Here is a 14,120-nt window from a genome sequence, read left to right as displayed (position 1 = left end):
AATGAAATATGAGTAGAGGACGTTTAATTTTAACGAACTTAATCGGAATCATTGTAGTACTAGCTCTTATCGGTGGCGGAGCTTACTACTACTACCAAAGTCAAAACTATGTAAAAACAGATGAAGCAAAAGTACAAGCTGATATGACACAAGTCGTAGCACCAGCAAACGGAAAGCTAACAGAGTGGAACATTAAAGAAGGCGACGAAGTATCAAAAGACAGTGTTGTCGGTAAAATTGCAGGCGAACAAAGCGGTTCTGTAACGGCTACAAACGAAGGAACAGTTATTCAAAGTAACACACATGCAAATCAACTTGTGCAACAAGGTCAAGTACTGGCTCAAGTAGCAGATCTTAAAAGCATGTACATCACAGCGAACATTGAAGAAACAGATTTAAAAGATATCGATGAAGGCGACAAAGTAGACGTAGTCGTTGACGGAGATTCTGGAACAACGTATGAAGGTAAAGTTGAAAAAATCGGTTACGCAACAAACAGTGCGTTATCCATGATGCCAGACCAAAGCAGTAGCGGTAACTACACAAAAGTAACGCAAAAAGTAGCGGTGAAAATTTCAATTAAAAACCCTTCAGACAAAATCAAACCAGGTATGAATGCTGAAGTAAAAATTTCTCTATAAGATGCCAAAAGAGCGATCAGTGGTGATCGCTCTTTTTTTATGCTTGATTTTTCGGCGTGTAGTTTAAATCGTTAAATAACTGCTTAAGCTCAGTAGGTGTCAAATCACGCCACTGACCAATTTTGAGTCCTTTTAAATGGATGTTCATGATTCGTGTGCGCTGAAGGCGACGAACTCCGTATCCAAGCGCTGAGCACATGCGGCGAATTTGACGATTTAGTCCCTGTGTCAGAATAATTTTAAACGTATCTCGTGATAGCTGTTCAACTTTACAAGGAAGTGTTTTCGTATCTAAAATTTCTACACCTTCGGACATTTTCTTTATAAAGGAAGGAGTAATAGGATGATCTACCGTTACAATGTATTCTTTTTCATGCTTATTTTCCGCACGTAAAATTTCATTTACGATGTCGCCATCATTTGTGAGAAGGATGAGGCCGTCAGAATCTTTATCCAAGCGTCCGATATGAAAGATTCGGAGCGGATGATTCACGAAATCAACGATGTTTCCTTTGATGTGACGTTCTGTTGTGCTCGTAATTCCGACAGGTTTATTTAGAGCAATGTAGACGTTCTGTTGCTCAACCGAAATCGGTTTCCCGTCTACGCGGACGTCGTCACCAGGCTCCACCTGACTGCCCAATTCTGCTTTCTGTCCGTTGATCGTTACTTTACCAGCGAGAATCCACTTATCTGCACCTCGTCTTGATGTAACGCCAGATTCACTAATAAATTTATTAATTCGCAATGTAACTCACACCTTTATTGTCAATATGTAGGTAAAAAAGTAGAGCCTCCCATACGTGTGGGAGGCTATTTCGTCAACTGAATGAACCTTATTCAAGATAACAGAAAAGAGGGGGTATTGCAAGCTAACGCCTTTAGAGAAGGGACTCTGCGCCGTCTATGTACATTTCACTTCCCGTAATATGATTAGATTCCTCAGAAGCTAAAAAGTAGACGAGATTTGCAACTTGCTCAGGCTCAGCTGATTTATGTTTGAGCGGTTGATTTCCTTCTGGGTACTCCACAGGAATTTTAATTTCCTCTAGCTTTTCTTCATTTCGGAACGTATTTTCTTCGATGTTTGTTTCGATTGCCCCTGGACAAATAATGTTGACGCGAATTTTATATTGCGCAAGCTCAAGCGCCGCCATTTTTCCAAACGCCATTTGACCTGCTTTTGATGTGCTGTATGCTGCCATCCCAAAGTTAGAAAATGTGCGGTTTCCATTAATAGAGCTTGTGATGATGATGCTTCCACCGTGTTTTTTCATATGGGGTAGGCAATTTTTAACTGTTAAGAAGGTTCCACGAAGGTTTGTCTGAATGGTTTGATCCCATTCGTCCGAAGAGAGCTCTTCAATCGGTGAGAAGGCGCCGTTAATCCCTGCGTTCGATAACACAATATGAATGGCTTCAAACTTCTCTGAAATTGAGGAAATCGCTTTTTCCATGCTTTCTGGATTCGAAACATCTGCTTCGACAACGAGACATTCGCCGCCTGCCTGTTGAATTTCCTTTTGGACGGGTAAGGCATCTGATTCCTTTAAGTCAATGATGGCTACCGTTGCGCCTTCAGCAGCTAATCGGAGAGCGGAGGCACGTCCGATGCCAGATGCACCTCCTGTTACTACGGCAATTTTGTTTGCTAATCGTTTTTGCATGTCATTTCCTCCCATAAAATATGTTTTATGTACTATATCCGCAAAGCAAAAAAAGAAAACATGTGACGTAGGAGGGAGACCAAATGTTTAGCATTTTCTAAATAGGTGAATAACACTAATTACAGAAGCTTTTACTTTTAAAAAGGTCGGGTGGTTGTGTGCAATATAAGCCAAAGTATGACCAAACATTAATTATCGGAATCGTTAAGGATGGGATATGGTGCTGGTACGTGACAGGAAAGGACATGTGGATCGTTTCTTCAGAAAAGCATGGGAAAGAGTACAGCATTGAATGCATCGAGCAGCGAGGAGAAGGGACGTTTCTTGAAAAAATGAAACCCTTCTATGTGCAGACTGAAGAACTAGCTGACCTGCTACATGAGAAGAACTACGAAAGCATTCTTGATCTCGTTCCAGCACTGAGCATTGACCTTGATCATAAAACGCTTCAGTCATTGGTTTTGGAATCTTCTACCTTTGAGAAAAACGTACCAAAGGGCTGGTCCGGCGAATACAGAGACTTTATTGATGATGTACCAAAGCAAAATCAGTATTGGATGATTAACGGACAAAACGAATTTTTAGATAAAAGCCATCAGTAAGAAAACAACCAGCGGTGGAAAATCATCGCTGGTTGTTTTTTGGTTGCCATTTTAATTGGCCATCTGGTGGCAAATAATCCGACATCGAATGAATAAGCTCGTGAGGAGTAGCAGATATGCTCATCAGGCTCATGTTTGTAGGAGGAGCGAACCCTTCCTTCATGCTATGCTCGACCATTTTTAGAAGAAGATCGTAATAACCATCTACGTTCAGTAATCCGATGGGATGCTGATGAATCCCGATTTGAGACCAGCAAAGGGCTTCAAAAAGCTCCTCAAATGTCCCAAATCCTCCTGGCAAAGCAATGTATCCGTCTGCTAAACTGTGCATCATTGCTTTTCGTTCATGCATGCTATCGACTTCAATATATTCCGTTAACGCAGTATGAACAATCTCTCCCTTTGCTAATCCGCTTGGCATGATGCCAACGACCTCACCGCCATGAGCAAGCGCTGCATTTGCCACTTCACCCATTAATCCTGTTTTCGAGCCACCGTAAATGAGACGATAGCCGTGAGTTCCCATGTACTCTCCAAGTTGACGCGCTGTCTCCTGATAAGAAGGACGTGTCCCATAGCTAGACCCTGCGAATACACAAATAGATTTCATTCTTTTTCATCGCTCCTTTAAAAAAGGTTATTAATGAATGGTTTTTTTTCGGATGGTTTTTAATCCGTCAATTGGATGAATATCATCCTGCCACATAAAAACCACCTGATCATACTGCTTGTCCATTTTAATTGTGAAGGACAGACCTTTTACTAATTGTATCATAAGTGTCAAAAAGTCATGTAAGCTTGCGGCTAGAACATATTTCTCATCTTCATCACGCCCAAAATTGATGACTTGTCCTATTACGCCGTTCACATCTGGGTCTAAATCAATGCCGATGTGATTGCCACTATAATCGTAGGAAAGTGGAATCCACTTTCGATTGGCGTAGGTTGCTTTAATTTGGTTCTTTGGAATGGACGTAGAAAAAGCACTTAGCTGCTCCATATCAGCCTCAGATTCATTTTCTAGTAGCTCTTTCCAGTTGTTCCAATGACTATGCATCTCCTCAAGTGTCAAAAACGGTAAACCAAGAAATGATCCCATTAAATGATTACTATCTCCGTTATGTAATAAATAGAGCTGGACGAGTTCATCAGGTAAGGTAATGCCCATTTTTTCTTCCGTTTGTTGAATATCAAGCTCTGTAGCAGGACCATTTAAGTAAGTTGAGTATCCAGGAAACTGCTTATCTAATACAGCAACGTATTCAAGCCACAACTCCTGCAATAATGTATTCTTCGTCATCCATCATCACTTCTCCTTTAGGTTGGACAAACTGTGACTATGTACCTAATTACATATTTTAACAGAGTGATGAAATTCCGTCATGTAAAAACTTCGGGCAATAAGCTGCTAGAAATCGTTTTATAATAAAACAATTCATAAAATGGAAGATATTTCTGTTATAATGAGAAAGGTTTTTACGTCTAAAGGCGGAGAAGGAATTCATTCTTTGTCTGGACGTCGATACAAAGCAGAAATTATATAATCATCATACTTGAAGTGCAAATGTGTGAGGAAAGTAAGGGGATGTGAATGAAGACATTAAAAAACATTCATCCATTAGGGTGGAACATCATTATAGGAACGATATTTGGTCGAATGGCCACTTCGATGAACATTCCGTTTCTAGCTATTTATTTAACAAAAGTTATGCACGTAACGCCGTCCATGACCGGCATGATTATCGCTATCAGTTCACTTGTTGGGATTTTTGCTAGTTTTTACGGAGGGTACATGTCGGATCGTTTTGGTCGAAAAACGATTCTCCTGCTTTCGGTATTTATGTGGACAGCCGTCTTCATTGGATTCGGATTCAGTCAGCACGTTTGGGCCTTTTTTATAATGAATGCGCTGAACGGGCTGTGCAGAGCACTTTTTGAACCTACGTCACGCGCTATTTTATCAGATATTACGACAAAGGAAAATAAGCTATTCATCTTTAATTTAAGATATGCTGCGATCAATGTTGGAGTTGTATTTGGCCCATTAATCGGCGCACTTCTGGGGGCTTCTAAAAGCACCAACCTCTTTTTTATCGCTGCAGCCGTATACGCGGTGTATGGAGTTACGCTTGCCATGACGTTCATGCGTCATCCAATATCAAAGGAAGGCACTGAACAAACGACTCGTATTGCAATGAGCGAAGCGTTCACCGTGACGAGAAGAGATAAATTATTTCTTTTAACACTAGCAGGTGTCACGCTTTGTTCCTTTGGCTATTCTCATTTCTCTGCGACACTCTCACAGTTCTATTCTCTATCGCCTGACTTCGGAGACGGAGCGAAGATTTTTTCCATTATGCTATCGCTAAATGCTGTGGTTGTGCTCATCATTCAGTATCCTGTTGTACGATTTGCAAAAAATTACTCACCGTTTTTGTCCCTAATAGGAGGAAATATCCTCGTTTCGCTGAGTTTATTTGGATTTTCGTTTGCTCATCACTTATCCACGATCATTGTTTTAGTCGTTTTCTTTACGATTGGTGAGGTGCTTCTGTTTACGATGATGGACGTGTTAATTGATGAAATTGCGAAACCAGAGCTCAAAGGAACATATTTTGGGGCGATGGGCTTTACGCAGTTTGGAAACGTAATGGGACCGTGGGCAGGTGGGTTTTTACTGGATTACTTCGGTGTGACACACCCAGCCGCCATTTTCGGAACGCTTTCTCTTGTGACGATCATCGGAATTCCGATTCTGTTTTTAGCGTATAAAAAACTGCTAAGTAAAAAACAGAAAATGTCAGCCCCCGTCAGTACAAAAGTGGTGTTATAGTAAAAAAATGAATGAACGAATGAAAAGTCGTGAAAAATAACGTTTTCACGACTTTTTTCGACGAATTTCTCGGTTTCTTACCTTGTAAAAAAACGTTAAAATTATTATGATAGACAAGGGGAAAGACAATTAGAGCATTCACATTACTTCCTGTTAAAAAATGAGAAAATTAGTCGCTCGTTTATCACATGAGCGTTCAAAGATAGAAGGGAAGAATAAAATGAATCAAAATCCACAGACGCAAGGTGCACCGCATCAGAAGCAAAGCAAAGGAAAGGTGCTGTGGCAACTTACGCGCCCACATACTTTAACCGCTTCGTTTGTTCCGGTACTTATCGGAACGGTCTTGTCAATGTACACCGTAGAAGTTAATGTTTGGCTATTTTTAGCAATGCTTTTTGCCTGTCTATTTATTCAAATTGCCACCAATTTGTTTAATGAATATTATGATTTTAAGAGAGGATTGGACACAGCCGAATCAGTTGGAATCGGAGGCGCGATCGTTCGTGAAGGAATGAAGCCAAAAACAGTGTTAAATCTTGCTCTCGCTTGTTATGCAATTGCCATTTTATTAGGTGTTTATATTTGTAGCAGCAGTAGCTGGTGGTTAGCATTAATGGGTCTTGTTGGAATGGCCATTGGTTACCTTTATACAGGAGGCCCACTTCCAATCGCCTACACACCATTCGGCGAATTATTTTCTGGAATATGCATGGGTTCTCTTTTTGTTCTTATTTCCTTTTTCATTCAAACCGGAGAAGTGAGCACAGACAGTATTTTAATTTCTGTCCCAATTGCCATCCTAGTCGGCGCAATTAACCTTTCAAATAATATTCGTGATATTGAAGAAGATACGCGCGGAGGCCGCAAAACACTGGCGATTTTAATGGGGTCTAAAGGGGCGATTACGCTTCTTGGCATACTGTTCGCCATTTCATACGCGTGGGTAGTTGCACTTATTATTGCCGGTCATGTGAGCGTATGGACGCTTGTTGTCTTTTTAAGCGTTCCAAAGCCCGTTCAGGCAATGCAAGGCTTCTTAGGAGGCAAACGCCCGGCTAACATGATTGTCGCAATGAAATCAACGGCTCAAACGAATACGTTTTACGGATTTTTATTATCAGTCGGCTTATTCATTAGCTACTTAATTTAATTGTTATAGTAAAAGGATGATCCAATGAGTGATCATCCTTTTTACTTTCTTCCTGTCCACATATATACACATTTTGCACATACTCTATATACAATAAAGAAAGCAAAACTTCGAATGGAAAGGTGGGAAGTGACGATGTCAATGCTATTAATCATTTGGGCAATGAGCGTAATTGTTTCAGGAATTTTAATTGGTGCTTGGGTAAGTGGCAATGGACAACAAGGTAATTTTTACTCTGAAACGCCAGAGCACCAACATATTCGCATAAAGGCAGGAATCTATACAGGAATCATTGGTGTAATTTGTCTAATCATTGCCTCATGCTTATACTACATTCGTTAACCATTCCTTCGCCTTCACATAAAATTCCTCATGTCTCCACGCAATAATGGCTTCATCTTCTCCAAACTTCGCGATCTGATTCTGAAAAAACAAGTCGGCAAGAAAATAACCAATTCGCTGATAGCCATAATGGAAACCGCCGCGAATGGAAAACCATTCATGAAACAGCGCGTTTGAACTGAGTTGATTGTAATCAGCTGCAAACTGCCGTTTTAACTCTTGCTGATGCTTTTTACAAAAAAGAAGCCAGTCATCACCCGTGTCATCGAAGGAGAAGTAGATGGATTCGTTCAACGCAGGCACTGTTTTCCTAGAAAAGTGAATGGCCGCTCCCTCTTGCAAAAGCCAGATGAGAGGGTCCAACCAATTAAGCTCATCCCACTTCATTCCTGCAGCATCTGACAACATGTTTTGTGCGACATGGCCAAACTCATGGGCTATAATGACTTTTAAATGGTGAGGGTGTGGAGATAGTCGCTCGAGCGCAAAGGTTACATTCGGGATAATTTCTCGCTCCGCAAAAGCATTTGAGCCAAAGCCCCCGACAATTAAATTCACGTTTATAGGGAATGTCAACTTATATAGAACGTGATATTCAATTGCGACCGCATGAATAATTGGAATGATTTCTTGATGTGTTCTTTTGATGTCAGCCATAATTGCTGGATACTTTTGCAGTGACTGTATATGACGTTCCTCAGTATCCTGACAATGGTAGGCAAAGTACGAAGTGAAAAGATTGGGATATTTGTTAAAGTAGGCGCGTAATGATGAAAGGGAACGGAAAGAACCGTTTAGAAAATCGGGAACGGAGTCGATTATGTTCATGAACTATTTCATCCTTTTTATCACTAGTTTATCATATAAAAAAGAGCTTAGAGGATTCTCTAAGCTCTTTTAAACATTATTTTTCTGTTGGCACAACTTGACATTCTTTTAGTGGGATAAGCTTTGATTTTTTCGTGAATTTATAAATCAACCATACCGCTAAAAAGAGGGGAAGACCAATATATGAAACAAGCACTCCGTTCCAGTCTACTGAGCCGCCCATAAATGCGCCGTAGTTTTGTCCGAGAATAACGACCGCACAAAGGACAAAAGCAAAGATCGGACCGAATGGGAACCATTTTGAACGGTACGGTAACTCGCTCAGGTCATGACCTTGCGCTATAAAGGCACGACGGAAGCGGAAGTGACTGATTGCCACACCAAGCCATGCGATAAATCCGGACATACCAGATGCATTTAATAACCAAGAATACACTTGACCATCACCAAATAGAGAAGCTAAGAAAGCAAGTGTTCCAACTAATGCAGTGATAATAAGCGCATTGATTGGGACACCACGATTATCAATTTTCGCTAAGAAGCGAGGTGCTTTTCCTTCTTTTGCAAGGTTCCAAAGCATACGCGTTGATGCGTACATGCCTGAGTTACCAGCAGATAAAACGGCTGTTAAAATAACGGCATTCATCGCTGAAGCAGCGAATGCAAAGCCTGCACGTTCAAAGATAAGGGTGAATGGACTTACACGAACATCGTCGCTTGCTAATGAACTTGCTGTGTAAGGAATCAGCATACCAATTACAAAAATGGCTAAAATATAAAAGAGTAAAATACGCCAGAATACTTGGCGAACCGCACGTGGAACGGTTTTAGCTGGGTCTTCACTCTCACCAGCCGCTACCCCAAGAAGCTCTGTTCCTTGGAATGAGAAACCAGCTGCCATAAAGATTCCTAGCACCGTAAAGAACCCGCCGTGAATAGGACCGCCGTCCATCGTAAAGTTTTTAAAGCCAGGTGCATCACCAGTAAAGATACCGAAAATCATTAACACACCGACAATTAAAAAGATAATAACCGTAACGACTTTAATAAGTGAAAACCAAAATTCAGATTCTCCGAAGCCTTTTACAGATAAATAGTTTAGTCCAAACATGACGAGTAAGAACAATGCACTCCATAAAAGCGAAGGCGTATTCGGAAACCAAAATTTCATAATAAGAGCACTTGCCGAAAGCTCAGCCGCAATCGTGATGGCCCAGTTATACCAGTAGTTCCATCCAAGAGCGAATCCAAGTGAAGGATCGACAAATCGCGTCGCATACGTACTGAAAGATCCAGCTTCAGGCATATAAGACGCAAGCTCTGCTAAAGACGTCATTAAAAAGTAAACCATAATCCCAATTACTGTATACGCTAATAGAGCGCCACCGGGTCCTGCGGTATGAATCGCACCACCGCTTGCGAGAAATAAGCCTGTTCCGATTGCTCCACCGAGTGAAATCATCGTTAAGTGACGAGCTTGCAACCCTCGTTTTAATTCATTGTTACTAGTTTGGGCGTTTGCCCCTTGTTTCATTGCATGATCTTGCATACCAAGTTCTCCTTTCGATTGTAGGAAGGAGGCTGAATAACAAAAAAAAGCCGCAAAAAGGAATTTGCTGGCTTTTAACATTAAACCGCATCAACCTTCCATGAAGATAGCACTTCACACGTGTCTGGTAAGGACAAATGTGACAGTTCTGTTCCTATTTGGATACAGCCCCAGCTTATTTCACCAGAGAAGCGAAATAAACTTCGGCGATTTTTCCTTTCAAACGAATTCCTCAATGTTCTCTGCATCTTCTTCGCTTTACTATTAAAAACCGCGACCTCTACCTCATCGGTTAGGATGAGGGTTTGCTTATAAAATTAAGTATGAAACGAATTATAGCAGACGCCTATGACTTTGTCACTAGGAATTCACAAAGAAATAGGCGTCTAGAATATATTCTTTTTATTCTAATAGTTTCTTATTTTGCGATAGTTTTATCATTATTTGTTGGAACGACAGAAGCCGGTTCTGGTGGATGAAACTCATTCTCAGATTTTGAGATAACAACTGTGGCTACTGCGTTTCCAATAATATTGGTAATCGCGCGTGCTTCCGACATAAAGCGGTCAACGCCAATAATTAAGGCAATTCCAGCCGCCGGAATCATCGGAAAGGCGGTAAGAGTCGCTGCTAAGGTGATGAAACCAGATCCGGTTACACCGGCTGCTCCTTTGGACGTGAGCATTAAAATCCCAAGAAGCGTTAACTCCTTTCCAAGACTGAGGTCTACTCCGTAGGCTTGGGCAATAAAAATGGCTGCCATAGAAAGATAAATGGACGTTCCGTCAAGGTTAAACGAATATCCAGTCGGTACGACTAACCCGACAACGGGCTTTGAACAGCCATAGTTCTCTAGCTTTTTCATCAAACCTGGAAGCGCTGATTCGGATGAAGACGTTCCGAGTACAAGAAGAAGCTCTTCTTTGATATAAGCGAGAAACTTAAAGATATTAAACTTAAAGAACTTGGCAATGAGACCGAGGACGACGACAATGAACAGGAACATCGTCAGATAAACAGATCCCATTAGCTTTCCTAGTGATGCGAGTGTGCCGATACCAAAGGTGCCAATTGTGTAAGCCATAGCTCCAAAGGCCGCAATTGGAGATACTTTCATAATTATATTCACGATTCCAAAGAAAATATCTGTTAAGCGCTGAAATAATTGAATCACTGGCTCAGCTTTTGCCCCTAGTGCAGCGGTTGAAACGCCAAACAATACGGCAAAAAAGAGGACAGGTAGCAAATCACCAGAAGCCATCGCTCCGATCACGTTATCTGGCACGATGCCCATAATAAAATCCATCACACCATGCCCCGACTCGCTCGCTTGCTTCGTGTACTGCTCAACGGCACCAGCACTTGCTCCACTTGTATTAAACCCTTTTCCTGGCTTTAGTACATTAACGACGATGATCCCAATTGCTAGAGCAAAGGTGGTGACTATTTCAAAGTAAATCAGCGCCTTCCCGCCAATTTTTCCGACCTTTTTTAAGTCACCCATGCTGCCAATCCCAATAACAACGGTAAAGAAAATAATTGGGGCAATGACCATTTTAATAAGCTTAATGAAAATATCGGCTAGTACTTTCAGCTTCGAGCCGAACTCAGGGAAGAGGTAACCGATTGTAATCCCAAGCAGGATCCCGATGACAACTTGAAATGTTAAATTACGATATAAAGGCTTTTTTTGTTGTACTTGTTGCATATGTATAGACCCTCCTTGATTTGTATGCGTTTCCACTATAAGTATAATGTTAACAAACAATTCAGAATTTGTCACATAAAGTTCAAATTTATTAACGCTTTAAAGGGATGGGGGACAGACCCCCATCAAAAAGGAAAAACGAAAAAACCGCGACAGAACAGCTTTTCTTTGCTATAATAACAAGTAGAAATGTCGACCATTGTCGAACACCGATTAATTTTATACGTATACCACAGGGGGAGCACATGTGCTGAGATGAACTCATTGTTAGTTCGGACCCTTTGAACCTGTTAGTTAATGCTAGCGTAGGGATTGTGGCGTAGATCTTGCTAATATCTACCTCCTGTGTGATGAACGTATTCATAACGAACAGGAGGTTTTTTGTAATGAAACAGCTAAGTTTAGTAGCCGTCATTGAAATTGCTATTTTTGCAGCGATTTCGCTGATTCTTGATTTACTCATTTCGTTTAAAATTTCATCTGCTATTTCGATTTCCTTTGCGATGGTTCCCGTCATGCTCATTGCGTTCAGATGGGGCGTAAAAGGCGGAACCATTGCTGGACTTCTATGGGGAATTTTACAATTAATTATCGAGCCATCCACAATCGGATTCTTCATTCAGCCGGTGATGGAATACATTATCGCGTTTGCTTGTATTGGATTTACAGGCTTGTACGCACGTTCTGTACAAAAGCATGCGAAAGAGGGGAATCGTCCAAAGCTGATTGCTTCCATTATCGCAGGAGTGTTTATTGGTAGTGTTGCTCGCTATATTTGGCACTTTATTGCAGGGATTATTTTTTGGGGGAAATACGCACCTAAGGGACAATCGGCCTTTGTTTATTCATTGATTTCAAATGGAGTCTCCATGCTTGGGTCATTTGTTTTATGTGCCATCATTCTATCTCTTATTATTCCAACTTCAGCTCGTCTCGTGTTACGTCGAGCGTAACGTATGAAACGACTAATTGCTCTTGAAGCGGTTAGTCGTTTTTTTACACTGTTTTTCTATAAGAAATGGTTATGAGCAAATATAAAAAACCAGCATTTTACTTATCAAATATTCTGTTATACCATTAAAAGGAAATAACAGAGAGCGGGGGAGAAAATATGATTATTGGCTTGCATCATGCACAAATTACGATTCCAACTGGAGCAGAAGAAGAGGGCAAAAACTTTTACTGTAGGGTCCTTGGATTAGCAGAAATTGAAAAACCGGAGTCCTTAAAAGGAAGAGGAGGGTTTTGGTTAAAAGTTGGCCATCAAGATGTGCATGTCGGAACAGAAGAAGGGGTTGACCGTTCCACAACAAAAGCTCATCTCGCTTACCAAGTAGAGGATCTGAATCACTGGCGAACGATTTTAACCAACTACAACATTAAGCTACTAGAAGGGGTTCCAATACCAGGATACGATCGCTTTGAATTTCGAGATCCGTTCGGCAATCGAGTGGAGTTGATCCAAGCTCTTTCTCTCTAAAACAAAAACGTATCGTAACAACAGGTAGAGAGAAAGTTCAAAGGAATTGCGGTTAGGACCGGGTGACGTCCGATTGCAATACGCTAGATTTTTCTCCTTATTATTTTTTATTATGTTCATATAATATCCACATTTTTTAAGGTAATTTCCTACTTACTAATGGTAACTTCGTTTATAATAATAATGAGAGACCTATAATAGAAAGGTCCTTGTCTTTTACATTATTACAATTATGAACGTCAACATGGTGAATGAACAAATAAAAAAGGTGAGGTGAGCATGCCATGAAATCATCTTCGTTATGTCCGAGATTTGAAAAGTGTGCGGAGGTAATTAGCAAACGATGGAATGTGCTAATTATCCACCAGCTATTAGGTGATTCTCAGCGCTTTTGCTCCATTGAGTCAGCTATTCCAATCAGCGGACGCTTACTGTCTGAACGTTTAAAAGAGCTTGAGCAAGAAGGAATTGTAAATCGTGAAGTATATCCAGAAACGCCAGTGAGAATAGAGTACTCGCTAACAGAAAAAGGACGAGCACTCGAGCCAATTATCCGTGAAATGGAGCAATGGTCACAGGAATGGATTGAGGTTGAAGAAGCTTAATAGACATAAACATTTGGGAGATCCAGCAGAAATGCTGGATCTCTTTAGGCTGTTAAGGAAGTTTCCAAAGCATCCTGACAAGTTACGTCGTGCAAAATTTTAGCTAAATCGACTTTCGACTAGCTCAATTAACTTATCGATCCCTTCATTTGAAACAGTATAGATGGTGCTTGTATCTTCTAGTTTCATGAATATACTTCTTTGCCTTTTTTCCCTATCCCTAAATATAAACTTTGGTGATTATTCTTATCATAAACGACATCCATATAAAATTCAGGGATATTCATATCAACTTTTCCGGGCTCTCTTATTGCACTTGAAAAAATGTCTTGAAAGCCTTTTAAGGATTCTTTGTCATCAAAAGTGGTTTCATTGAATCCTTTAGGCTTTGAAATGCGAATGTTTTTAAATTTTTTTTGACCGGCAGTTTTTTATCATTTTCCAATTTAGCAGTTGAATTAGCAGTGGTTTCAGTCGGCTTGTTTTTCGATTGACAAGCAAAAAGAATGGAAGACACAGATAGTATAAAAACCTTCTCTATATTTTCAACTACCTAACTAATTCACTAAGTCCGATCACCGCTTCTTCTTCAACTAACCTGTCCTGGTAGCTGCAGAAGAAAATCATTAACAGAGAGAATAATTAAAATGCAAGCAAGCCACTGGCACACATCAGTGACTTGTTGATGTTTAAGAGCAAATCCTAACGAGTA

15 protein-coding genes and 2 riboswitches are annotated in these 14,120 nt (G+C 40.6%); of the genes, 8 read left to right on the top strand and 7 right to left on the bottom strand.

Annotated elements, in window-relative coordinates; genetic code table 11:
* Positions 1–8: 8 nt before the first annotated feature.
* Positions 9–641 carry an HlyD family secretion protein gene (locus IE339_RS15355; RefSeq protein ID WP_242168896.1) on the top strand — a complete coding sequence of 211 codons (633 nt, stop codon included), beginning with the start codon at positions 9–11 and terminating at the stop codon, positions 639–641.
* A 37-nt stretch (positions 642–678) separates the two neighbouring features.
* On the opposite strand, the gene rluF is transcribed toward IE339_RS15355, so the two are convergent.
* The gene (gene rluF / locus IE339_RS15350) at positions 679–1,389 is read right to left on the bottom strand and encodes a 23S rRNA pseudouridine(2604) synthase RluF (RefSeq protein ID WP_242168893.1); all 711 of its coding nucleotides are present in this window, start codon (positions 1,387–1,389) and stop codon (positions 679–681) included.
* Positions 1,390–1,522: 133 nt separating this feature from the next.
* Entirely contained in the window at positions 1,523–2,308 is a 786-nt protein-coding gene (locus tag IE339_RS15345) for an SDR family oxidoreductase (protein WP_242168891.1), read from the bottom strand.
* A gap of 158 nt (positions 2,309–2,466) precedes the next feature.
* Between IE339_RS15345 and IE339_RS15340 the strand changes: the two genes are divergently transcribed.
* The gene (locus IE339_RS15340; protein WP_242168890.1) at positions 2,467–2,910 is read left to right on the top strand and encodes a hypothetical protein; all 444 of its coding nucleotides are present in this window, start codon (positions 2,467–2,469) and stop codon (positions 2,908–2,910) included.
* A gap of 22 nt (positions 2,911–2,932) precedes the next feature.
* Here the strand turns inward: IE339_RS15340 and IE339_RS15335 are convergent, their stop codons facing one another.
* Together IE339_RS15335 and IE339_RS15330 are read right to left on the bottom strand one after the other, a co-directional pair.
* The gene (locus tag IE339_RS15335) at positions 2,933–3,520 is read right to left on the bottom strand and encodes an LOG family protein (RefSeq protein ID WP_242168888.1); all 588 of its coding nucleotides are present in this window, start codon (positions 3,518–3,520) and stop codon (positions 2,933–2,935) included.
* 30 nt (positions 3,521–3,550) lie between these two features.
* A complete protein-coding gene (locus IE339_RS15330) occupies positions 3,551–4,210 on the bottom strand; it encodes an SMI1/KNR4 family protein (protein ID WP_242168886.1) in 660 nt (219 codons plus the stop codon).
* A 291-nt stretch (positions 4,211–4,501) separates the two neighbouring features.
* Between IE339_RS15330 and IE339_RS15325 the strand changes: the two genes are divergently transcribed.
* The 3 genes from IE339_RS15325 to IE339_RS15315 all read left to right on the top strand — a co-directional run bounded on the left by IE339_RS15325 (position 4,502) and on the right by IE339_RS15315 (position 7,238).
* Complete coding sequence (locus IE339_RS15325; RefSeq protein ID WP_242168884.1) at positions 4,502–5,743, top strand: MDR family MFS transporter; 1,242 nt, start codon at positions 4,502–4,504, stop codon at positions 5,741–5,743.
* Between the two features lie 220 nt (positions 5,744–5,963).
* Positions 5,964–6,896, top strand: a complete 933-nt coding sequence (locus tag IE339_RS15320) for a 1,4-dihydroxy-2-naphthoate polyprenyltransferase (RefSeq protein ID WP_242168882.1) — start codon at positions 5,964–5,966, stop codon at positions 6,894–6,896.
* A 135-nt stretch (positions 6,897–7,031) separates the two neighbouring features.
* The gene (locus tag IE339_RS15315; protein ID WP_242168880.1) at positions 7,032–7,238 is read left to right on the top strand and encodes a DUF5316 family protein; all 207 of its coding nucleotides are present in this window, start codon (positions 7,032–7,034) and stop codon (positions 7,236–7,238) included.
* On the opposite strand, the gene IE339_RS15310 is transcribed toward IE339_RS15315, so the two are convergent.
* From IE339_RS15310 to IE339_RS15300, 3 genes are all read right to left on the bottom strand, one after another.
* Complete coding sequence (locus IE339_RS15310) at positions 7,221–8,066, bottom strand: M48 family metalloprotease (protein WP_242168878.1); 846 nt, start codon at positions 8,064–8,066, stop codon at positions 7,221–7,223. The two genes, IE339_RS15315 and IE339_RS15310, sit on opposite strands and share 18 nt — an antisense overlap.
* A gap of 76 nt (positions 8,067–8,142) precedes the next feature.
* Complete coding sequence (locus IE339_RS15305; protein ID WP_242168876.1) at positions 8,143–9,615, bottom strand: amino acid permease; 1,473 nt, start codon at positions 9,613–9,615, stop codon at positions 8,143–8,145.
* A 99-nt stretch (positions 9,616–9,714) separates the two neighbouring features.
* A riboswitch (Lysine riboswitch) is annotated at positions 9,715–9,906 on the bottom strand.
* Between the two features lie 127 nt (positions 9,907–10,033).
* Positions 10,034–11,323 (bottom strand): dicarboxylate/amino acid:cation symporter, encoded by a 1,290-nt coding sequence (locus tag IE339_RS15300; protein WP_242168874.1) that lies wholly within the window; start codon positions 11,321–11,323, stop codon positions 10,034–10,036.
* Between the two features lie 225 nt (positions 11,324–11,548).
* A riboswitch (TPP riboswitch) is annotated at positions 11,549–11,653 on the top strand.
* 56 nt (positions 11,654–11,709) lie between these two features.
* Here IE339_RS15300 and thiT point away from each other — a divergent pair.
* The 3 genes from thiT (at position 11,710) to IE339_RS15285 (ending at position 13,408) form a co-directional block, all read left to right on the top strand.
* On the top strand, positions 11,710–12,276 hold the full coding sequence (gene thiT, locus IE339_RS15295; RefSeq protein ID WP_242168872.1) for an energy-coupled thiamine transporter ThiT: 567 nt from the start codon (positions 11,710–11,712) through the stop codon (positions 12,274–12,276).
* 158 nt (positions 12,277–12,434) lie between these two features.
* On the top strand, positions 12,435–12,803 hold the full coding sequence (locus tag IE339_RS15290; RefSeq protein WP_242168870.1) for a VOC family protein: 369 nt from the start codon (positions 12,435–12,437) through the stop codon (positions 12,801–12,803).
* 284 nt (positions 12,804–13,087) lie between these two features.
* Positions 13,088–13,408, top strand: a complete 321-nt coding sequence (locus IE339_RS15285) for a winged helix-turn-helix transcriptional regulator (RefSeq protein WP_242168868.1) — start codon at positions 13,088–13,090, stop codon at positions 13,406–13,408.
* Positions 13,409–14,120: the final 712 nt, after the last annotated feature.

The organism is Priestia koreensis (assembly GCF_022646885.1).
GTDB classification, from domain to species: domain Bacteria; phylum Bacillota; class Bacilli; order Bacillales; family Bacillaceae_H; genus Bacillus_AG; species Bacillus_AG koreensis_A.
The sequence above is the reverse complement of the archived record's forward strand: the minus strand, read 5'-3'. Positions and strand labels throughout refer to the sequence as shown.